Below are 21,772 nucleotides of genomic sequence, written 5' to 3'. Positions count from 1 at the left end.
CCCTCCGAGATCCTGAACGTCGGCGACACGGTGAAGGTGCAGATCATCCGCATCAACCCCGAGACGCAGCGCATCAGCCTCGGCATGAAGCAGCTCCAGTCCGACCCGTGGTCGGCGATCGAGGCCAAGTACCCGATCGGTGCGCGCTTCACGGGCACGGTGACGAACATCGCCGACTACGGCGCGTTCGTGGAGCTCGAGCCCGGCGTCGAGGGTCTGATCCACGTCTCCGAGATGAGCTGGACCAAGAAGAACGTGCACCCGGGCAAGATCGTTTCCACGAGCCAGCAGGTGGAGGTGCAGATCCTCGAGGTCGACCCCGCCAAGCGGCGCATCTCGCTCGGCCTGAAGCAGACCCAGGACAATCCTTGGGATGCGTTCCTGGCTCAGCATCCGAAGGGCTCGGTTGTCGAAGGCCCGATCCGCAACATCACCGAGTTCGGCCTGTTCGTCGGCCTCGATGGCGGCGTGGACGGCATGGTTCACCTCTCCGACCTCGACTGGCAGAAGCCCGGCGACGAGGTAATCAAGGACTACAAGAAGGGCGACACGGTCAAAGCCGTGGTGCTCGACGTCGACAGCTCCAAGGAGCGCATCAGCCTCGGCATCAAGCAGCTCGGCGGCGACCCGGCGGATGCGCTCGGCAAGTACAAGAAGGGCGACCAGGTCACCTCGGAGGTGATCGCGGTGCAGGAAAACGGCATCGAGGTGCGGATCGCCGACAGCGACCTCACCACGTTCATCAAGCGCTCGGACCTGTCGCGCGATCGTTCGGAGCAGCGCGCGGAGCGCTTCACCGTCGGCCAGAAGGTGGACGCGGCCGTGGTCTCCGTCGACAAGGCGGCGCGGCGCATCGGCGTCTCGATCAAGGCGCTCGAGATCGCCGAGGAGAAGCAGGCCGTGGCGCAGTACGGCTCGTCCGACTCGGGCGCCTCGCTCGGTGACATCTTCAAGGCCGCGATCAAGAAGCGCGATGCCGGGGACACCGGCGACGAGGAGTAAAGGTTCGTCGCTGTCTACGTCGACCACTAGGTAAACAGAATGCGCGGGGGCTTCCCCGCGCATTTTTTGTTCTCGTCCTCCCCCTCGAGGGGGAGGAAAATGCTGCCCGTCCCTGGTTGGGCGCACGCGAGACATTGCGCGGCGCGCGGCAGTTTCCTAATTTGCCGGCAATGGCTTAATCCCCAGGAGCATCCCCATGTCCCTCGAAACCGAAGCCGTTCTCGACCGACGCCGCATGCGCCGGCGCCTCGCTTTCTGGCGCGGAGCCGCCGTGCTGTTCGTCGGGCTACTGCTCGGCGCGCTGATGTTCGGCAGCCAGGATCTTTCGACGTTCGCCGGTACCAAGCAGATCGCGCGCGTCGCCATCGAGGGCACCATCACGGATGACCGCAACCAGATCGCGATGCTCAAGAAGATCCGCGATGCCAAGCACGTCGAGGCGCTGATCGTTTTCGTCAACAGCCCGGGCGGCACCACGACGGGAGGCGAAAGCCTCTACGTCGCCCTCCGGGATGTCGCCGAGAAGAAGCCCGTGGTGGCGCAGTTCGGCACGGTGGCGGCCTCGGCCGGCTACATCGTCGGGCTCGGCACCGACCATATCGTGGCGCGCGGCAACACCATCACCGGCTCCGTGGGTGTGCTGGCCCAGTGGCCGGAGGTGAGCGAGATGCTCGGCAAGCTCGGCGTCAAGTTCAACGAGGTTAAGAGCGGCGAGCTCAAGGCCGCCCCCAATCCGTTCGAGCCCGCCACCGAGGAGGCCCGCAAGGTGATGCAGGACACGATCGACGACGGGTTCCGCTGGTTCCTCTCGCTGGTGGAGCAGCGGCGGGGCATCGTGGCCCAGAACGTGGACGGCCTTCTACAGGGGCGCATCTACTCCGGCCGGCAGGCGCTCGGGCACAAGCTCGTCGACGAGATCGGCGGGGAGCCGGAGGCCGTGCACTGGCTCGAGACCAACCGGGGCGTGGCCAAAAACCTGAAGGTGGTGGACTGGAAGCCCACGAGCGACAGCCCCTGGAGCTCGGTCACCGGGGACGCCTCCCGGGCGGCCGGCACGGTGCTCGCCGCCGCCCTCGGCAACCTGCTTAATCTCGTAACCCTTCCTCCCAGCCTCGGCAGACTTGGCCTTGACGGCCTCGTCTCGGTTTGGCAACCTGCGGAAAATTAAAGAAATATTTCCGTCCGGGAGGCTTGTGCTTTGATCAAATCGGAACTTATTCAAAAAATTGCAGCCTCGAACCCGCATCTCTATCATCGGGACGTCGAGCGCATCGTCAATGTTGTGTTCGACGAGATCGTCGATGCGCTGGCGCAGGGTGACCGCGTCGAGCTGCGTGGCTTCGGCGCCTTCACGGTGAAGCATCGCGCCGCGCGGCAAGGGCGCAACCCCCGCACGGGGACGCCTGTGCCGGTGGCCGAGAAGTTCGTGCCGTTCTTCAAGACCGGCAAGGAGCTTCGCGATCGGCTCAACGCGTCGTCGACGTAAGGGGCGCGTCAAGCGCGCCTCGAACCTCGTGAAAGGAGCGGGTGTGCTCAAGCGAATCCTTTGGCTGTTGACGGCATTTCCGGCGGCGGCGCTGCTCATCACGCTTGCGGTTGCGAACCGCCATTCGGTCCGGCTCGTGCTCGATCCCTTCCGGCCCGAGACGCCGGTGCTCTCGGTGGTGCTGCCGTTCTACGGCTTCCTGTTCGGCGCTCTGCTCATCGGCGTATTGCTCGGCGGCGCGGCGACCTGGATGTCACAAGGGCGATGGCGGCGCACGGCGCGCGTGCGCACGGGCGAGGCCAGACGATGGCAGACGGAGGCCGACCGGCTCATGCGCGAGCGCGATGCCGAGGTCGCAGCCCGCGCCAAGGCGCTGGCGGCGCCTGAGAAGCGCAACGCGGCGTAGTACAGATCCTTCCTCGAACGTGCGGCGCCCCTCACCCGGAACCGATCTAAGATTGGTTTCGATCTCCCCATCTATGCGGAGTATGGCTTCGCCATGACGGGTAGAGATGAAGTGGAGGCGTTTCGTTTGCCTCTCCCCTCTGGGGAGAGGCTGCGCCCGGCGCGGGTGAGAGGACGCCAGGGAATCCATCAAAGGCAAAGGCCTTCATGTCCACGCGTGTGAAAATCTGCGGATTGCGTAGCGAGGCGGCGCTCGACGCGGCGGTCGAGGCCGGGGCCGACCTGGTCGGCTTCGTGCTCTACGCCAAGAGCCCGCGCAACGTCAGCCTGGCGGAGGCGGCCGCGCTCGTGCGGCACGCCCGCGCGCAGGGCAGCGTGAAGACGGTGACGCTGCTCGTCGACCCGGAAGATGCCCTCGTCGACAGCGTGGCGGCCGACATCCAGCCGGACTTCCTGCAGCTTCACGGCCACGAAACGCCAGAGCGCGTGGCGGAAATCCGCAAGCGAAGCGGCCTGTTCGTGATCAAGGCGGTGCCGGTGGCGACGGAGGACGAGGTGGCGGCAGCCCTCCCCTACCTAGCGCCGGGGCGCGCCAGCGTGCTTTTGTTCGATGCCAAGCCACCGGCCGACCCGACCGCGCTGCCGGGCGGCAACGGCCTCGCCTTCGATTGGCACATTCTCGCGGCAGCACGCGGACAGGCGCCTTTCGCACTGGCCGGCGGCCTCACGCCCGAGAACGTGGCCGCGGCCATTGCATTGACGGGCGCCGCCATCGTCGATGTCTCGTCAGGCGTCGAGAGCCGGCCCGGAGAGAAGGACCCCGAGCTTATCCACCGCTTCCTTCGCGCCGCAAAGGCCGCTAAGCAGTCCTGAAAATTCCTTGCCCCACCCGGGGCGGGCCGTGCAAAGGGAAAGGGCCGATGGCCTCCAAAACGCAGAAAACGAGCGAAGCCAAGCTCAACACGCTCTCCGCAGGGCCGGACGAGCGCGGGCATTTCGGCCTCTACGGCGGCCGGTTCGTGGCCGAAACGCTGATGCCGCTGATCCTCGATCTGGAGACGGCCTACAACGCCGCCAAGGACGATCCCGCCTTCCAGGCCGAGTTGACCGACCTGCTCAATCACTACGGCGGACGGCCGAGCCCGCTCTATTACGCCGAGCGGCTGACAGAGTATTTTCGCGAGGTGGCGAAGTCGCAAGGCGGCGCGGGCGGCGCCAAGATCTACTTCAAGCGCGACGAGCTCAACCACACCGGCAGCCACAAGATCAACAACTGCCTGGGCCAGATCCAGCTCGCGCGGCGCATGGGCAAGACGCGCATCATCGCCGAGACCGGCGCCGGGCAGCACGGCGTGGCAGTCGCCACGGTCTGCGCGCGCTTCGGGCTGCCGTGCGAGATCTACATGGGCGCGACCGACGTGGCGCGCCAGTCGCCGAACGTAGCGCGCATGCACATGCTCGGCGCCAAGGTCAATCCCGTCACGGCGGGCGCGGGCACGCTCAAGGATGCCATGAACGAAGCGCTGCGCGATTGGGTCACCAACGTGCGCGACACCTACTATCTCATCGGCACGGCGGCGGGGCCGCATCCCTATCCGGCCATGGTGCGCGACTTCCAGGCGATCATCGGCCAGGAGACCCGCGCGCAGATGGTCGAGCGCGAGGGGCGACTGCCGGATACGCTCGTCGCCTGCATCGGCGGCGGCTCGAACGCCATCGGCCTCTTCCATCCGTTCCTCGACGACAAGGACGTGGCGATCTACGGCGTGGAAGCGGGCGGGCACGGACTCGACGTCGAGAACGGGCATGCAGCCTCGATGAACGGCGGGCGGCCGGGCGTTCTGCACGGCAACCGCACGTATCTCCTGCAGGATGCTGAGGGGCAGATCCTCGAAGGGCATTCGATCTCGGCGGGGCTCGACTATCCGGGCGTTGGCCCGGAGCATGCATGGCTCAAGGACACAGGGCGCGTGCAGTATGTCTCGATCACCGACAAGGAGGCGCTGGAGGCGTTCCAGCTCTCGGCCAAGCTCGAGGGCATCATCCCGGCGCTCGAGCCGTCGCACGCGCTCGGCTGGGTCACGAAGCTCGCGCCCACGCTGCCCCAGGACAACCTCCTGGTCATGAACATGTGCGGCCGCGGCGACAAGGACGTGTTCGCCGTCGCCGGCTATCTGGGGATCAAGCTTTGAGCAAGAAAAACGAAACGAGGATCGATCGGCGCTTTGAGGCGCTGAAGAAAGAGGGCCGCGCGGCGCTCGTCACTTTCGTCACGGCCGGCGATCCGGATCTCGAGACCTCGCAGGCGATCCTCGCGGGCCTGCCCAAGGCCGGCGCCGACATCATCGAGCTCGGCATGCCGTTCTCCGATCCGATGGCCGACGGGCCGGCGATCCAGGCCTCGTCGCTGCGCGCGCTCAAGGCCGGGCAGACGATGAAGAAGACGCTCGACATGGTGCGCGCGTTCCGGAAGGGCGACGCCGACACCCCCATCGTGCTCATGGGCTACTACAATCCCATCTACGTCTACCCGAACGAGGCGTTCCTCGACGATGCGGTGGCAGCCGGCGTCGACGGGCTGATCGTTGTGGATGTTCCACCGGAGGCCGACGAGGAGCTGTGCCTGCCGGCGCTCGAGCGGGGGCTCAACTTCATTCGCCTCGCTACGCCGACCACAGACGATAAGCGCCTGAAGACGGTGCTGAAAAACACGTCCGGCTTCCTTTACTACGTCTCCATCACCGGCATCACGGGCGCCGGGGCAGCCAATCCGGACGATGTTCAACTGCAGGTGGCACGTCTAAAACGCGCGACAACCCTTCCCGTGGCGGTCGGATTTGGCGTAAGAACACCGGAGCAGGCGCGCGATATCGCCAAGAGCGCGGACGGCGTCGTGGTCGGCTCGGCGTTGGTTCGCGCCATCGAGACGAGCTTAACCCAGGACGGGCGCGCGGCTGGTAATACGACGGGCGCCGTCCTAAGTTTGGTCGAAGGCCTTAGCACGGCGCTCAGGACGTCGTGAGCGACGGGTGCCGGCGGTGGCCCACCTCTTCTTCGACTTTTGGACTCTGACGAACCGGGTCTTTGTTTCATTGTGCCTCGCGTGCGGCGGGCACTTTAGGAGCGGTCAAGCGTGAACTGGATCAACAACGTCGTCCGGCCAAAGATCCGAAGCTTCCTCACGACGAAGCGCGAGGTGCCGGAAAACCTCTGGGTCAAGTGCCCCGAGACCGGACAGATGGTCTTCTACAAGGACCTCGAAGCCAACCAATTCGTCGTCCCCGGCTCGAACTACCACATGAAGATGGGCTCGCGGGCGCGGCTTACGAGCCTGTTCGACGGCGGAACTTTCGAGCAGGTGCTGGTGCCTTCCGTGGCGCAGGACCCACTGCGCTTCCGCGACGGGCGACGCTACACCGACCGTCTCAAGGACGCGCGCACGAAGACCGGCATGGACGACGCGGTGCTCGTGGCCGAGGGAACGCTCGACGGGCGCACCGTGGTGGCGGCTGCGCAGGACTTCGAGTTCATGGGCGGCTCGCTCGGCATGGCGGCGGGCGAGGCCGTCATCGCCGGCATGCTGCGTGCTGTCGCGCTCAAAGCGCCGTTCATCCTGTTCGCGGCGTCGGGCGGGGCGCGCATGCAGGAGGGCATCCTGTCGCTCATGCAGATGCCGCGTACGACGATCGCCGTGCAGCGGCTGCGCGAGGCCAAGCTTCCCTACATCGTCGTGCTGACGGATCCGACCACCGGCGGCGTCACCGCGTCCTACGCCATGCTCGGCGACGTCCACATCGCGGAGCCGGGCGCCCTGATCTGCTTCGCGGGGCCGCGCGTCATCCAGCAGACCATCCGCGAGCAGCTTCCGGACGGCTTCCAGCGCGCCGAATATCTGCTCGCCCACGGCATGATCGACATGGTCGTGCATCGTCACAAGATGCGCGAGACGCTGAGCCGGATCTGCAGCCTCCTGATGCACAGCGGCGCCCCGGCAGAGGCCGCAAAATCGCGCCGCGGCAACGGCAAGGCGCCGATCAACGGTAGCGTGGCGGACGGCAGGCTGCTCGAGACCACGGCGCTCGAGCTGGAGCCGGTCGAGGACAACGAGCGTTTCAAATTGCAAGGGGATGGCGTGCGGCCGGACGGCGACACCACGGGATCCGGCTCGACGGAGCCACCGGATCACCCGAGGACCTGATCACGCCGGGCCGGAGCGGCGTCCGGACCCGTCCGTTGTTGGGCCGGGTCGCGAGGTCGGCGAGCACAAATATTTCTTCTGTCATCATTCGGTCGCGTTGACCCCGGCTCAGGCTCGGGCTTTGTCTGTGGAGCGTGCGCAGTTGTGAACCCGGACCCTTCGTTCGGAAAGCAGTCCCACAGGACGGGCGTGGCCTCGAGAAGGAGGGGCGTGTCATTCTGACCAGCGACCAGCTCCTCGCCGACATGAGGCTCCTGCACCCGAAGCTCATCGACCTGTCGCTGGGCCGGGTGGAACGGCTGCTGGCCAAGCTCGGCAACCCGCACAAGGCCCTGCCGCCCGTCGTGCATCTCGCCGGGACGAACGGCAAAGGCTCCGTCACCGCCTACCTCAAGGCCATGCTGACGGCGGCCGGCCACCGGGTGCACGTCTATACCTCGCCGCATCTCGTGCGCTTTCACGAGCGCATCGCGCTCGCCGGCGCCGACGGGATCACGCAACCGATCTCGGAAGCCGACCTCGTCGACGTGCTGTCCCGAACGCAATCGGTCAACAGCGGCGACGACATCACGCAGTTCGAAATCACCACGGCGGCGGCGTTCCTCGCCTTCGCCGAGCATCCGGCGGACATCGTGCTGCTCGAGGTAGGGCTCGGCGGGCGGCTCGACGCGACCAACGTGATCGAGAGCCCCGTGCTTACCGTGCTGACGCCGATCTCGCTCGATCATGCGGAGAAGCTTGGCAGCACCATCGAGGTCATCGCTGCCGAGAAGGCCGGCATCCTGAAGCGCGGCGCCCCGTGCATCGTCTCGCAGCAGGAGGACGGCGTGCTCGACGTGATCGCGCACGAGGCGGCACGGGCCGGCGCGCGCCTCGTCGTCTGGGGCCAGGACTACGATGCCTACGAGCAGCGCGGACGCCTCGTGGTGCAGCGGGCGGACCAGCTCCTCGACCTGCCGCTGCCGGCGCTCATCGGGCGGCATCAGATCATCAACGCGGGCACAGCGGTGGCGGCCGCGCTCGAGCTCAAGGACTTCGCCATCGACGAGCACGCCATCGAGCGCGGCCTCGTCTCGGCGCGCTGGCCGGCGCGCATGCAGCGCATCGACAGCGGGCCGCTGCCGTCGCTGCTCAAGCCGGGCTCCGAGCTTTGGCTCGACGGCGGGCACAATCCGGCGGCCGGGCAGTTTCTCGCCCAGTCGCTCGCCGAGCTCGAGGAGCGGGCGCCGAAGCCGCTCTATCTCATCGTCGGTATGCTGGGTCTCAAGGACGCGGCTGGTTTCCTCGGCTCGTTCCGCGGGCTCGCGCGCCATGTGGTCGGGGTGCCGATCCCCGGCTCGCATGAGGCGCCCTTCTCGCCCGAGGCGCTGGCGGAAGCCGCGCGCTCCGTCTCGCTCAGCGCGGAGGCGGGATCGTCCGTCGAGGCGGCGCTGAAGCGTATCGATGCGATTGATCCCGGACCGAAGCGCATCCTGATCACGGGGTCGCTCTATCTCGCGGGGCACGTGCTGGCGCTGCAGGAAGGCGTCGAGCCGCAGGCAAACTGACTCCTGTAGAGTGCAGCGCGTTGGGAGAAGCCGTCCTCTATAACCGTAACGTTATCGCGGCGAAGGCCGGGATGACGGAGAGATTTTGGCTGTCGGCTTGCAATCGTTAGAGCGAGGGAGGGGAGCCAGGGCGGAATAGAAAAGGGCCTCGTGAGAGGCCCTTTCCGAAAATCGGATGCGCGTGCCTGGCGGCGCGTTGCTTACGCCTTGGCGACGAGGCTCTCGCCGATCTGGGCGCCAAGCCACTCCTCGAGCTTGCGCTTCTGAACCAGCGCGCCGACGTGCTGGCCCGCGACCTCGCCGTTCTTGAACACGATCAGCGTCGGCATGGCGCGGATGCCGTACTTGGTGGTGATCGCCGGGCTCTGGTCGACGTCGAGCTTCACGACCTTGACCTTGCCCTTCTGCTCCGCCGCGATCTGCTCAAGGGCCGGCGCCATGGCCTTGCAGGGACCACACCACTCGGCGAAGAAGTCCACGAGCACGGGCTCGCTCGCCTTCAGAACCTCTTCGTCAAACGTCTTGTCGGATACGAGTGCGGTCATTCGTGTCTCCTTCTTCGGCGAGCTGCCGAACGGTTGGCCCTCCCAGCGGATCGTGAAGGTAGGAATGGGCCCCTCAGGCGTCAAGTCGGAGGGTGTCGAGCCGCCAGAGATCCTTGGCGTATACGTCCAGGGTTTCCTCTTGGATTTCCATAAGATTGGGGCCTTGCGTCCATAGCAGGGCCGCCCGGACCCGCTTGCCAGGGACGATTTCGCGCACCGCCAGGGCATAGGCCGCGAGCTGATACAGGTAGGCCGGGGCGACGGCAGCCAGCGTGCGCGGCGCCGCGCGGTTGGTCTTGTAGTCGACGATCAGGACCGAGTCGTCGAGCACGGCCAGGCGGTCGATCTGGCCGGCAATGCGGAGCGCAGGCCCGGCCCCCTCCGGGCGCGGAATGACGGCGACGATCGGCACCTCGGCCTGGCTCAAGGGGCCGAAGACCGGCGCGAAGGCCGTGTCCGAAAGGACGGCCAGCGTCTCGGCGGCGATGCTCGCCAGCGTGCGGGCGGGCAGGCCACGGCCGCGCTCGGCAAGGAACGCCTTGGCGGCCTTGGACCGGGACCTGGCATCGATCGACGGCAGGTGCTGCAGCAGGGCGTGGGTCAGCGTGCCGCGCAAGAAGCGGCTTTGATCGCCGAGCTGGCCGGGGCTCACGACGGCGGACTCGGCCTCGCGGTCCCGTGGCGGAGCCGTGCGCAGCGGCTCGCCCTCGTCGTCGGTGTCGTAGGGCGCGAGCCGAGACGGCGCCAGCGGGATCGTGAGCTGCGGCTCACGCGGCACGGGCGCGGCGCCCCACGGCGGCAGCGGCGCGGCGTCCTGCAGCGCCGCCAGCGTGGTCTTGGGCGCCTCCGGAGCGGCTATTTGCGGCACGGCGAGGCGTAGAACCTCGCGACCGTCCGCCTCCGTCACGCGGTCGAGCGCGCCGTCCAGCCGGCCGCGGATCAGCTCGTACCAGCAGCCCGGCTCGGGGCCTTTGCGTCCCTCGAAGCCCGCCACGTAGAGGCGGTCGCGGGCGCGCGTCATAGCGACGTAGAGCAGGCGGTTCTGCTCCTCGCGCTCGCGCCGTCTCAGCGCCTCGCGCGCGTCGCGCAGGCGGTCGAGCCCGCTCGTGCCCTTGACCGGCCAGACGAACGGCGGCGGGGCGCCGGGAGCGCGCTCCATTGCCTCGAGCTTGATTGGGCGACCGGCCTGGCTCGCGGCGGAGCCGGCGCTGCAGGTGTCGGGGAGAAACACGATCGGCGCCTCGAGGCCCTTGGCGCCGTGCACGGTCATCACGCGCACCTCGTTGCGGCCATGCTCCATGTCGCGTTTGATGTCGCGCTCGCCGTCGCGCATGAAGGCGAGGAAGCCCGCGAGCGAGGGCGGCGCGCTGTCGTCGTAGGTGAGCGCGAGGTTCAGGAACTCGTCGAGCGGGTCGGCCGCGTCGGGACCGAGGCGCGCGATGAGCCTCGCGCGCACGCCGTCGCGGTCCAGGATGTCGGCGAAGAACTCGAACGGCGGGCGGAAGTCGGCGGCCTTGCGCCAGCGCTTCAAGGTGGAAGCGGCCTCGACGTAGCGCGGGTTCTCCTTGCTTTTCTCCAGCAGCGCCTTCCACAGCGTGCCCTTGCGGTCCTGGCTGGCCTCGGTGCGGTTCCAGAATGCGAGGTCCGTGAGATCGGCGTCGTCGAAGCCGAAGATCGGGCTTTTCAGCACCTCGGCGAGGGCGAGGTCGTCCTCCGGAAGCGTCAGGAAATCGCCGAGCGACAGCATGTCCTTGACAGCGATCTGCTCCGTGAGACGTATGCGGTCGGCGCCGGCCACGGGAATGCCGCGGGCCTTCAGCGCCTGCACCATGGGGGCGGCGAAGGGCTGGCGCTTGCGCACCAGGATCAGGATGTCGCCGGGCGCGACGGGGCGGCCGGTGGAGGCCAGCGTCTCGCCGCGCGCAAGCCAGCCCTTGATGGTGTCGGCGATGCGGTCCGCGAGGCGCACGACGGGCGGCTCGGCGGACTGCTCGTCGAGCGGCGACCAGGCGTCGGCGGGAGGCATCTCCTCGTGCTGCTCGGTGGCCCAGATCTCAACGACGCCGCCGTGGCCCGCGCGCTTCACGGCGTGAGGTGCGGGCGTGACGCCGGGCGTCAGTGCGGGATCGGCGAACACGCGGTCGACGGCGGCGAGGATCGGGGCCACGGTACGGAACGAGAGCGTCAGCGGCACGCTGCGCCAGGTAACGCCGGCGCCGTGGCCGAGGCTAGCGAAGCGGCCGCCCATCTCAGAGAACATCTCGGGCGCGGCGCCCTGGAACGAGTAGATCGACTGCTTCTCGTCGCCGACGGCGAACAGCGTGCGTACGACGTCGTCGCGGGCGCCCGAGCCGGAGAAGAACTCGGTGGCGATGGCTTCCACCACACGCCACTGCGACGGGCTCGTGTCCTGGCTCTCGTCGACCAGGATATGGTCGAGGCCGTTGTCGAGCTTGTAGAGCACCCACTCGGCGGAGCTTCGCTCGGAGAGCAGGCCCTTGGTGCGGGCGATCAGATCGTCGAAATCGAGTGCCGCGCGGCGGACCTTGGCCTCGGCGTAACGCTTCTGCACGGCCTCGGCGAGGCGGACGAGCGCCATGGTCGCCTCGACGACGGCGGCACCCTGCTGCTCCGCCCAGAGAGAAAGGAAGCGGCCTTGCGCACGCGCCAGCATGGGCTCGATCTCGGGGTTCTTGTCCGCCAGAGACTTCGTGACGAGCTTCTTGCGCGGCTCCTTGTCCTTGGTCAACAGAAGCTCGCAGAGCGCATCCATGCGCGTCCGCTCGGACGTGGCTGCGAGCACGGCGGCGGCCCTTTCGGCCGCGTCAGCATCGGTCTTGGTGCCGCTCCGCAGCACATCGCGCAGGTGCATGAGGTCGCGCGGCGAGAGCAGGGTTGCCGCCTCGGCCTCGATGGCGGCGCGCGTGACACCCTCGCGCACGCCGAAGTGGCGGCGGCACAGCGCCTCGACAGCGTCGAGGCCCAATCGCGCCGCCTCTTCGAGCCATTCGCGATGGCGGAGCGCGTCGGCCAGGATCTCGTCGAAGCGGTCATCGGCGGCATAGCGAATAGCGGTCTCGAGCGCGCGGCCGAGCGGGCTCGCGCGGTTGCGGGCGGCCACGCCGATGACCTGGTCGATGGCCTCGCGCATGAGCTTGCGCGCGGTGGCGTCGTCGAGGATGGCGAAGCCCGGCGTGACGCCGGCCTCCAGCGGAAAGCGTTGCAGAAGGCGCTCGGCGAAGGCGTGGATGGTCTGCACGCCGAGGCCGCCGGGAGTCTCGGTGGCGCGTGTGAAGAGCGTGCGCGCGAGCGCGATCTCACCGGCATCGGGCGCGCGGCCGAGAAAATCCAAGAGCGTGCGCTCGAGCTCGGTCTCGGGCAGCATCACCCACTTGGACAGGCTCTCGAAGACGCGCTTCGACATCTCGGCCGCGGCGGCTTTGGTGTAGGTGAGGCAGAGGAGGCGCTCTGGCGGTGTGCCGGCCAGCAGCAGACGCAGCACACGCATGGTCAGCACATGCGTCTTGCCAGTGCCGGCGTTGGCGCTGACCCAGACGGAGGCGGCCGGATCCGCGGCTTCGGCCTGGCGGCGACGCGTGCGCTCCAGCTCGATCTCGATCGATCTCAGCTCGGTCATCGCCGACATGGCTACGCGTCCTCCTCAGCGGTGGCGCCCGACGACCACTCGGCGACGCGCGCAAGATGCGCGTAGTCGTCGTAAGCGTAGCTGAAGCGGGCGCGCCGCAGCGGGCGATAGGGCGTCGCCTCGTCGTCGAAGCGGGCGACGTGGCGCTTCAGGCCGTCGAGCACCTGCTCCGCCAGCGCGGCGACGTCGGGCGCCTTGACGTCGCGCGCTTCGCCGGGCGGCTCGCCACCGGAAGCGCGGATATAGCGCAGCGTGGCGACGGGCTGTTTCGGCAGCTTCTCGAAGCCGAGCGCGGCATCGGCCGCGATCGCAGCCTCCAGCGGAAGCTGCGGTGCGACGCCCGCCAGAACCTTGGAATCTGGCGGCGGGGTGCCGGTCTTGTAGTCGGAGATGACGACGGCGTCGTTCGAGATATCGATGCGGTCGGCGCGGGCGGTAAGGCGGAAGGGCCCGGCCGGGGCCTGGAACTGAAGCTCTCCATCGACCTCGGCCCTCACTTCCGCCACGCCCGCGCGGCGGGCCGGCTCGGTCGCCGCGAACCAAGCGGCGAAGCGCTCGAAGCGCGGTATCCAGAAGGCGGCGATGCGCGGATGGGCGGCATAGGCCGCGAGCGCGCGCTCCGCGAAGCGCACCAACTCGGCCGCGATGTCGTCGGGCAGCGTCGTGGGATAGGCCTTCGCGAACTCGGACAGTGCGTCGTGGATGATGCTGCCGCGCAGCGCCGGACCCGGCGGCTCGCCGAGCGGCGGCAGCGGCGCGAGCCGCAGGATCTCGCTGGCGTAGATCGCGTATGGATTGGAGATCCAGGTCTCGACACGCGAGACGGAGAGCTTGCGCGGACGCTGTGCCACGGCGGGCCGCGGCTCCGGGACGGCGAGGCGCGGCACGGGTGTAACGGTATCGCGCTGGCGCGCCCAGGCGAGCCACGGTTGCTTAGGCGCGAGCGCATCGGAGACACCCATGCCATCGAGCAAGGCTTCGATGCGGAGCAGCCAGCGCGAGGGCACGGTCGGCACGCCGTCCTTCTTCTCGGCGCGCGTCAGGATCACCTCGGGTGCGGCGAGCAACGTCGCGAAGTCATGGGCGGACTGGCCGATCTTCTCCTCGGGCGACGGCAGCCCGAGCGCCTCGCGCATGGGGCGGTTGAGCCAGGCGCCGGGATCCGACGCCTTCGGCCATGTGCCCTCGTTAAGCGAGCCGAGGATCACGACATCGGTCTGCTGCAGGCGGGCCTCGAACGGGCCCCATATGAAAAGGCGCGGATGCACGGGGCCGCGCGGGCGCACGGTCTCGGCGGAGGCGAGGCCGCGGTAGAGGTCGGCGTAGTCGGTGGGCGGCAGGTCGAGCCCAGGCAGGCGCGTGTCGAGCAGGCCGGCGAAGAAGCGCGCGGCCGTCTCGCCCGCGTCGTCGCGCCAGAGTGGGCTTTCGTCGTCTTCTGCCGGTTCCCCTTCCCCTTTTGGGGGAGGAGAAGGGAGGCGCGCGACGGCCTCGGCGGCGCTGCAGTGGGCAGCGACGAGATCGCGGAGCGAGACGGGCGTGTCGCGCGCGTAAAGGGCGGTCAGGGGCTCGAAGGCGGCACGCAGGCGCGCGAGCAGATCGCGGGCGCCCTGCCAGTCCTCGGTCCAGAGGCGCTTGACGGCGGGATGGGCGCGCACGCCGCGCTCGCGATCGTCGGCCGCCCGCTCGAACGCAGCCTCGATGCCGTCCAGCCCTTCGCCGAGGTACGGCGCGCGGAAGGTCGCGATCTCAAGCGCGCGTGCGGCGCGGCGGGCCGCGAACGGATCGAGGCCGAGGCGCATCAGAGGGTGCTTCAGCAGCGCGACCGTCTCGGCCGGCGCGAAGCGCGTCGCGGCCGCGTTGATGACGAGATCGAGGAAGGCGCCGGGCGGCGTCTTGCCGAGCGGACGGCCGGCGGAGTCGTCGACCTTGATGCCCCAGGCCTCGAGGCGGATGGCGACGCGGCGCGCGAGGAAGCGGTCCGGCGAGACGAGCGCCGCCGTCTTGCCGGGCGTCTCGGCCGCCTCGCGCAGGATCAGCGCCACGGCTTCCGCCTCGTCCTGGGCGGTCGGCGCCTCGACGAGGCTGAGGCCCTGCGGTGTGGCACGCGAAGGGTCCTTGCGGGCGGCCGCGGCGACGCTTTCCCAACGCTCGGTCGTGCCTGCGGGGCGCATGGCTTCGGCAATCAGGCGCGTGCGCGCGCGTGCGGCTGCAGACGGACTGTCACCCAGCCGGGCCACGTCGCCGCGCGCGCAGCCGAGCGCGTCGAGCAGCTTCTTGAGGCCGAACTGCGGGTGCTCGGGATGCTCGGGTCCGATGGTCTGCCAGCTCGCAGCGTCGAGGTCGGTGTCGAGAGCCGGCAGCACGATGGCGCCGTTCGGCAAGGCGGCGACGGCGCGCATCAGCTCGACGGTGGCCGGGATCGATCCCGTAACGCCGGCGACGATCACCGGGGCCGCCGGCGGCGCGGCCGCAAGGCGCTGCGCCTCGGCGCGGATGACGGCGTTGCGGCGGCCGGCGGCCGACAGCATGCCGGTCTCGGCCAGGTAGGCCGGCCAGGCGCACGTGACGACCTCCAGAAAACGCAGGGTCTTCTGCCAGTGCTCGGAGAAGGTCTCGGGAACGAGGCCAGCCAGCCCGTCGAGGCTCACGTCCTCGGTCTCGACCATGTCCATGAGCTGCGCCAGCTCCTTGGCGAGCACGGCTGCCTGTGCGGTGGTGGTCGCCGTGGCGGCGAGCGGCTCGGACGAGGCTCCTTCGCTGCCGTGCATGGCCTCGGTCCAGCGGCGGATGAGGCTCGTCAATACAAGGCGGCGCTCCAGCTCACCGATGGCGGGCGGGATGGCGCTGGTCAGCGCGTCCGCATCGGACGCGGCCGCCGCGATGAGCGACAGATCCTCCTCGCCCTCTGAGATGGGCACGATCTTCGGCAACAGGAGCGCACGCCCGCCGGAGACGCGCAGGAAGGCGTCCTGCAGCGCGCGCGTGGCGCGGCGCGTCGGCAGGTAGAGCGTGACGCGTGGCAGCTCCATGGGCGCAGGTACGCGTCCCGAGCCGGCGGGCAGCGTACCGTCGAGGATGGCGGCGGCGAGGCAGTCGAGAAACGCGCGACCGGCGTCGACCGTGTAGATGTTAGCGCGATGGCGCGGCGTCATCGTCCCCCAATTGGCAACCGTTGCATCTGTGGCCCCTGGGTCCCGGCTCTGCGCTCCGGCTTGCGCCGTCGCTTGGCCAGGACGACACGAGGAGCCAAGCCCTCACCCTGTCATCCCGGCCGAGCGGCGCAGCCGCGAAGAGCCGAGACCCAGGGCACACGGCCCAACATCAGATTCTGTCTTGGGTATAGCTCGGATGAGGGCGTCTCAGGCGCTCGCCGCGCGGGCTATCCACCGTTCCGCTTCATCCACGGACTGTGGCGTGCCGACGTGCATCCACATGCCATCGAGCCGGACCCCGAAAAGACGCTTGCGCTCTATGGCGCGGTCCCACAGCACGTTGAGAGAGAATCGCCCCTTGGGCGCGTTCTCGAACAGGCGCGGGTGCGCGATGGAGACGCCCGTGAAGACGAAGGGCGCCTCGCGCCGCTCGCCGCGCCGCTCCAACAGCCCGTCCTGCGCCATGACGAAATCGCCGTGCCCATCGTAGCCGAGGCTGGCGGCACCGAGGGCAAGCAGCAGGAGGCTGTCCATGCGCTTCGGCTCGAACGCCGTTGCGAGGCGCGCGATATTCGAGCCGACGCCGTCGATCCACACCGAATCGGAGTTGTGGATGAGGAACGGCGCGCGGCCGAGCAGAGGTAGCGCCTTGACGACACCGCCGCCGGTATCGAGCAACTGGCCGCGCTCGTCGGAGATAGTGATCGCCGGCTTCACGCGGCTCGCAAGATGGGCTTCGATCTGATCCGCGAAGTGGTGCACGTTCACGACCGCGCGTTTGATGCCGCCCACGGCCAGACGGTCGAGCACGTGGTCGAGCAAGGGCTTGCCGTTGAGCGGCACGAGCGGCTTCGGCATCGTGTCCGTCAGCGGGCGCATGCGCGTGCCAAGGCCCGCGGCCAATACCATCGCAGTCGTGACGTGGTCGGTCATGGAGGCGGGCTCTCGAGATTAGGAGATGTTCGGTGGGGCGTTGCGGCTGGCGGCTGGGAAGTGGCGGTCGAACCAGAGGGCAAGGGCGGCAAGCTCAGGGTGCGCGAGACCGCGCGCCAGATAACGCCATAGGCGCGGGATATGACGCAAATACGTACGCTTGCCATCCCGCTTGGCGAGACGGGCGAAAATGCCGAGGATCTTGGTGTTGCGCTGGACGCCGAGAACCGCGTAAGCGAAGCGGAACGCGTCGCCGTCGAAGGCAGGCTCCGCGCGGCGCGCGTCGAGGTAGTAGGCCAGAAGCTCGTCCTCGAGCGCGGCCGGAACATCGACGCGGGCATCCTCGAGCAGCGAGACGAGATCGTAGGCGGGCGGGCCTTGAAGTGCGTCCTGGAAGTCGAGCAGACCGGCGCGGCGTGCCCCGTCGCGCTCGGGGAGCCAGACGAGGTTGGGCGAGTGGAAGTCACGCAGAACCCAGCCCTTAGGCCCAGCCAGCAGCCGCGCGAAGAGGCTTTCCCAAGCGGACATGAACTCGGCCCGCACATCGGCCGGGATCGGCTGGCCGTAAACGGCCGGCCAGTACCAGTCGGGCAGCAGCTCGACCTCGATGCCAAGCACGTTGGTATCCTGCGGCGGGACGCGGTGCGTCGTGCCGTCGGGCAGGGTGATCGCGTCGGGAACGGAGACGCGGCTCAGCACGAGGAGCGTGTCGGTCGCCGCGCGCCACAGCTCGGCTTGCGATGCGTCCTTCGCGATTTCGGCGCCGAAAACACGGCCGCCGAAGTCCTCCAGCACGAGAAAGCCGCGCTCGAGATCGGTGGCGTAGATCTCGGGCGCGCTGAGGCCTGCCGCGAGCAGGGCCGAGGCAACGGCCACGAACGGGCGCACATCCTCCGCGAGGCGCGCGATGCGGCTGTAGGGTAGGCCGTTGCGGATCGGCGGGCCGTCCGGCTGGCGCGGCTGATCCATGAGGATGGCAGTGCGCGGAGTTTCCCCTCCCCATCTCGCCGAAGGCGAGTCTTCGACTCGACGTGGGGAGGGGGGAAGGAGTGCGTCGGGGGGAGGAAACGTGAGGCGCGCGTAGGCGCGGGCGGAGGCGTCGCCTTGCAGATAGGCCGCCGTTGCGGCGTCCCACGGCGGATGCGCGTCGAGGAAATCCGACATGGCGGCGAGGCGGGCGAGGCGAGGGGCCCAGGTGCCGTGGCCCACGAGACCGAGCGTGCGCTGCTCGGGCCACGTGCCTTGCGCAAGATGGATGTCGAGGCGGTTGGCGGCCAGGAGACCCGGCACGCGCTCGGGCCATTCGACGATCGCCGCGCCGCTGGCAACGAGCTCGTCGAAGCCGAGCTCGATCAGGTCGTCGTCGCCGGCGATGCGGTAGAGGTCGAGGTGCGCCAGCTCGAGGCGCGGCGTGGCGTAGGTCTGCACGAGCGAGAAGGTCGGGCTCGGAATCTCGGCGTCCTGATCGCCAAGCACGGCGCGGATGAGCGCGCGCGCAAACGTCGTCTTGCCGGCGCCAAGGTCGCCCGAAAGGGCAATCACGTCGCCGCGGGCGAGCTTCAGCGCGATGCGCTCGGCCAGCCGCACGACGGTCGCCTCGTCGGCGTCAACCACGCGCCAGTCGTGCTGCTGCTTCGGGGCTTGCCGGGACATGTCTCTGCTCGAGGCCGCGCTCGGGGAAGCGTACCGTGACCTTGGTTCCTCTTCCAGGCTCGCTGTCGAGCGTCATGTCGCCGCCGTGCAGGTCGACAAGGCTCTTGACGATGGACAGGCCGAGTCCGGCGCCGCGGTGCTTGGAGCCCTGGCTCATGCTCTCGAAACGCTCGAAGATGCGCGCCTGCTGCTCCTTGGGGATACCGACGCCCTCGTCCTCGACCGAGAACACGAGCGTGCCGCCCTCGCGCCAGCACGAGAGGTGCACCACCCCGCCCGGCTTCGAGAAGCCCACCGCATTCGACAGGAGGTTGTAGAGAACCTGGCGCACGCGGTGCTCGTCGGCGATGAAGGTCACCGCATCGTCGGCAACGGCGATGTCGAGGGTTAAGCGGGCGCGCGCCGCGCGTTCCCTCACGCCGTTGATGGCCTGGTCGATGACCGCCTGCACATCGACGGTGGCGAGCTTCAGCTCCAGGCCGCCGGCGTCGATGGTGGCAAGGTCCAGGATGTCGTCGATAATGGCGAGCAGCGTCTTCGAGGAGAAGGCGATGTCATCGAGATACTCGCGCTGGCGCGGCGTCAGCACGCCGAAGATCGGATTGGCCAAGAGCTCGCTGAAGCCGATGATGTTGGTCAGCGGGGTCCTGAGCTCATAGGAGATGTGGCCGATGAACTGGTTCTTCAGCTTGTCGGCGGTGACGAGGGCCTCGTTGCGCTCGATCAGCGCGCGCTCGTAGCGCTTGGAGTCGGTTACGTCGACGAAGGTCAGCAGCGTGCCACCGTCAGGGAGCGGCGTCACCGCGTAGTCGATGACGCTGCTGTCGGGGCGCACCATCTGGCCCTCGATCGGCTCGCGCTCCTCGAACGAGGTCACGGCGCTGCTGATCTCCTTCCAGGTCGTCATCTCGCCGTGGAGCACCTGCGTGACGTGGATGAACTCGTCGATGTGCGGGCTCTCGGCGAGCTGCTGGCGCGAGAGCTTCCAGATGGCGGCGAAGGCGGAGTTGTGAAGTTTGAGCCGGCCGTCGGTGCCGAACACCGCGACGCCTTCCTTAAGGCTGTTCAAGGTTTCGGTCTGCACTCCGATCAGGGCGTTGTAGCGGCTTTCGAGCGCGAGGCGCTCGGTCTCGTCCCTGTAGAGGTAGGTCACGCCGCCGTCGGGGCGCTGCGCGGCCACCACGTGGAGGTCGCGGCCGTCGGGCAGATGCCACCAGTCCTCCTGCTCCGCCTCCTGCTTGTAGCAGCGCAGCACCTTCGCCTTCCACTCGCGGTAGTTCACCACCTCGGGCAGGCGCCCGAGCTCGCGCAGGCGGTCGAGCACGGCGCCGTCGTCGGGCGAGGTCGCCAGCCAATCCGCATCGAGCTGCCAGAGCTTCTGGTAGGCGGCATTGAAGAACGTGAGCTTCTGGTCGGCGTTGAAGATGGCGACGGCGCTCGCCACACGGTCCAGCGTGCGGTCGTAGGCGGCGATCTGGCGGTCGAGCTCGCCTTTCGCGGATTCGAGGTCGGCGACGTCGATGGCGGCGCCCGCCGTCGCATCGCCGAGCGGCAATACCGTGACCTCGTGCGTCTTCCTCTCGGAGCCGACGATGAGCGGCAAGCGCTCCTTGAAGGTCTGCCCCGTCTTCAGCACGCGCGCCACCTTGCGGCGCTGGCGCGACTCAAGGAGCTGGATCTGCCCGTCGATAACCTCGGCCTCGCTCTCGGCATCTACGGCCTTGACGTAGGCGCTGTTGACCCAGGTGATGCGTCCGCCCACGTCCTGCAGCCAGGCGGGGTGGGGCAGCGCGCTCAGGAGCGCCCGGCTCGCGCGCACATCGCGGGCCAGGCGCATGTGCTGGTCGAGGATGACGGAGAGATCGCGCTTGTAGCCGGCGACGTCCTTGAAGCGCAGCACGGCGCGGCCGCCCGCGGCGCGGCCATCGGCCTCGACGTGGCCGCCGGCGGCGGTCTTGAGGATGAGGTTGAAGGCGCGCCCCTCCGACAAAAGACCGTCGAGCGCCGACTTGAGGGCGGCGTTGCTCTTCTGGTCGAGCCAGAAGTTGAAGCGCACGAGCTCGCCGGTGTTGCGCGGCAGGCCGGGCACGCCGGTCAGCGTGTTGGTGACGACGGAAATGCCGCGGCCCTGCTCCCAGTGCATGAGCACCTGCGGCTCGGCCTTGATCAGCGCCTCGGCCGCCGCGAGGGCTCGCCTCAGCTCACGCGATTCGTCCTGGGCGCGGCGCGCATGGCGGCGCATGGACGTGATCGCTTGGTAAAGGAGATAGACGGTGCCGATGCCGGCCACGGCCACGAGCGCGGCGAGAATCCACGTACTGCCCGGCAGGCCGCCTTCCTCGACGATCCTGCGGCCGGAGGCGAGCGTCGCCGTCAGCACCGTCACGCACGCCAGGCTCGCGAGCGCGAGCATAACAAGCTCGACCCGTGTGTTCTGCCGTTCTGGCGTAGGGCTCTTGGTCGGCATCGATCTCGGAGTTCGATCCGGTCGGGCGCGCGGGCGCGCGCACCTCGCCGGACAATGCGAATCGCTCTCGAATTATGGGGAGCTTCGGGGGCCGATGCCAGCCCAAGCGGAGCACAGCGCAAACGCTCCGTTAGCGTGCAGAGGCGGGTGCTGCAAAACACGCGTCCGGATCCCGGCGCCATGCCGAGATCCGGTTATTCCTACTCGACGTGAGCGTGCGATTCTGCATTGCGCCCGGCCTGACGAAGACTGGTGCGCGCCATGTCCAAAGCCCGCGGCACCCCGAGAGCCGAGCTCCAGCTCCGGGTGGACGAGGACGTTAGTAGCGGTAGTGGTCAGACTTGTAGGGGCCTTCCACCGGAACGCCGATGTAATCGGCCTGCTCGGGGCGCAGCTTGGTGAGCTTGACGCCGAGCTTCTCGAGGTGGAGGGCGGCGACCTTCTCGTCCAGCACCTTGGGCAACGTGTAGACCTTCTTCTCGTACTTGCCGGGGTTGGTCCAGAGGTCGATCTGCGCCAGCGTCTGGTTCGAGAACGACGACGACATCACGAACGAGGGGTGGCCCATGGCGTTGCCCAGGTTCACCAGGCGGCCTTCCGACAGCAGGATAATGCGGTTGCCGGACGGGAACTCGATCTCGTCGACCTGCGGCTTGATGTTGGTCCACTTGAAGTTCTTGAGACCCGCGACCTGGATCTCGCTGTCGAAGTGGCCGATGTTGCAGACGATGGCGCGGT

16 protein-coding genes are annotated in these 21,772 nt (G+C 68.4%); 9 read left to right on the top strand and 7 right to left on the bottom strand.

Going from position 1 to position 21,772, the window contains the following annotated elements; genetic code table 11:
• The 9 genes from IT540_RS13645 to IT540_RS13605 all read left to right on the top strand — a co-directional run.
• Positions 1-1,002 (top strand): S1 RNA-binding domain-containing protein (locus tag IT540_RS13645; RefSeq protein ID WP_291178831.1); only part of this gene is annotated, 1,002 nt, incomplete at its 5' end.
• A gap of 196 nt (positions 1,003-1,198) precedes the next feature.
• Complete coding sequence (sppA, locus tag IT540_RS13640) at positions 1,199-2,170, top strand: signal peptide peptidase SppA (RefSeq protein WP_291178827.1); 972 nt, start codon at positions 1,199-1,201, stop codon at positions 2,168-2,170.
• A gap of 30 nt (positions 2,171-2,200) precedes the next feature.
• Positions 2,201-2,488, top strand: coding sequence for an integration host factor subunit beta (gene ihfB / locus IT540_RS13635; RefSeq protein ID WP_291178824.1), 288 nt, complete (start codon positions 2,201-2,203; stop codon positions 2,486-2,488).
• A gap of 43 nt (positions 2,489-2,531) precedes the next feature.
• On the top strand, positions 2,532-2,894 hold the full coding sequence (locus IT540_RS13630; RefSeq protein ID WP_291178821.1) for a hypothetical protein: 363 nt from the start codon (positions 2,532-2,534) through the stop codon (positions 2,892-2,894).
• A 206-nt stretch (positions 2,895-3,100) separates the two neighbouring features.
• Positions 3,101-3,766: a phosphoribosylanthranilate isomerase gene (locus IT540_RS13625; RefSeq protein ID WP_291178818.1), complete on the top strand. Its 666-nt coding sequence runs from the start codon at positions 3,101-3,103 to the stop codon at positions 3,764-3,766.
• Positions 3,767-3,813: 47 nt separating this feature from the next.
• On the top strand, positions 3,814-5,085 hold the full coding sequence (gene trpB, locus IT540_RS13620; RefSeq protein WP_291178815.1) for a tryptophan synthase subunit beta: 1,272 nt from the start codon (positions 3,814-3,816) through the stop codon (positions 5,083-5,085).
• On the top strand, positions 5,082-5,915 hold the full coding sequence (trpA, locus tag IT540_RS13615; protein ID WP_291178812.1) for a tryptophan synthase subunit alpha: 834 nt from the start codon (positions 5,082-5,084) through the stop codon (positions 5,913-5,915). Before trpB ends, trpA begins: the two co-directional genes overlap by 4 nt.
• Positions 5,916-6,026: 111 nt before the next feature.
• A complete protein-coding gene (gene accD / locus IT540_RS13610) occupies positions 6,027-7,091 on the top strand; it encodes an acetyl-CoA carboxylase, carboxyltransferase subunit beta (RefSeq protein WP_291178809.1) in 1,065 nt (354 codons plus the stop codon).
• A gap of 134 nt (positions 7,092-7,225) precedes the next feature.
• Positions 7,226-8,638: a folylpolyglutamate synthase/dihydrofolate synthase family protein gene (locus IT540_RS13605; RefSeq protein ID WP_366029890.1), complete on the top strand. Its 1,413-nt coding sequence runs from the start codon at positions 7,226-7,228 to the stop codon at positions 8,636-8,638.
• Between the two features lie 200 nt (positions 8,639-8,838).
• Here IT540_RS13605 and trxA read toward each other — a convergent pair whose 3' ends face one another.
• The 7 genes from trxA to IT540_RS13570 form a co-directional block, all read right to left on the bottom strand.
• Positions 8,839-9,183 carry a thioredoxin gene (trxA, locus tag IT540_RS13600; protein ID WP_291178806.1) on the bottom strand — a complete coding sequence of 115 codons (345 nt, stop codon included), beginning with the start codon at positions 9,181-9,183 and terminating at the stop codon, positions 8,839-8,841.
• 73 nt (positions 9,184-9,256) lie between these two features.
• On the bottom strand, positions 9,257-12,829 hold the full coding sequence (addA, locus tag IT540_RS13595; RefSeq protein WP_291178803.1) for a double-strand break repair helicase AddA: 3,573 nt from the start codon (positions 12,827-12,829) through the stop codon (positions 9,257-9,259).
• A gap of 2 nt (positions 12,830-12,831) precedes the next feature.
• Positions 12,832-15,981, bottom strand: coding sequence for a double-strand break repair protein AddB (gene addB / locus IT540_RS13590; RefSeq protein ID WP_291178800.1), 3,150 nt, complete (start codon positions 15,979-15,981; stop codon positions 12,832-12,834).
• A gap of 207 nt (positions 15,982-16,188) precedes the next feature.
• Positions 16,189-16,914, bottom strand: coding sequence for a nucleotidyltransferase family protein (locus IT540_RS13585; protein ID WP_291178797.1), 726 nt, complete (start codon positions 16,912-16,914; stop codon positions 16,189-16,191).
• 18 nt (positions 16,915-16,932) lie between these two features.
• Positions 16,933-18,567, bottom strand: a complete 1,635-nt coding sequence (gene tsaE / locus IT540_RS13580; RefSeq protein WP_291178793.1) for a tRNA (adenosine(37)-N6)-threonylcarbamoyltransferase complex ATPase subunit type 1 TsaE — start codon at positions 18,565-18,567, stop codon at positions 16,933-16,935.
• Complete coding sequence (locus tag IT540_RS13575) at positions 18,521-21,034, bottom strand: PAS domain-containing sensor histidine kinase (RefSeq protein WP_291178790.1); 2,514 nt, start codon at positions 21,032-21,034, stop codon at positions 18,521-18,523. The genes tsaE and IT540_RS13575 overlap by 47 nt, the downstream gene beginning before the upstream one ends.
• A 319-nt stretch (positions 21,035-21,353) precedes the next feature.
• The coding region (locus IT540_RS13570) for an adenosylhomocysteinase (RefSeq protein WP_291178786.1) at positions 21,354-21,772 on the bottom strand (419 nt) is incomplete at its 5' end.

Source organism: Hyphomicrobium sp., from assembly GCF_020852195.1.
Taxonomy (GTDB): domain Bacteria; phylum Pseudomonadota; class Alphaproteobacteria; order Rhizobiales; family Hyphomicrobiaceae; genus Hyphomicrobium_C.
This window is presented reverse-complemented; position numbering and strand designations above follow the sequence as displayed.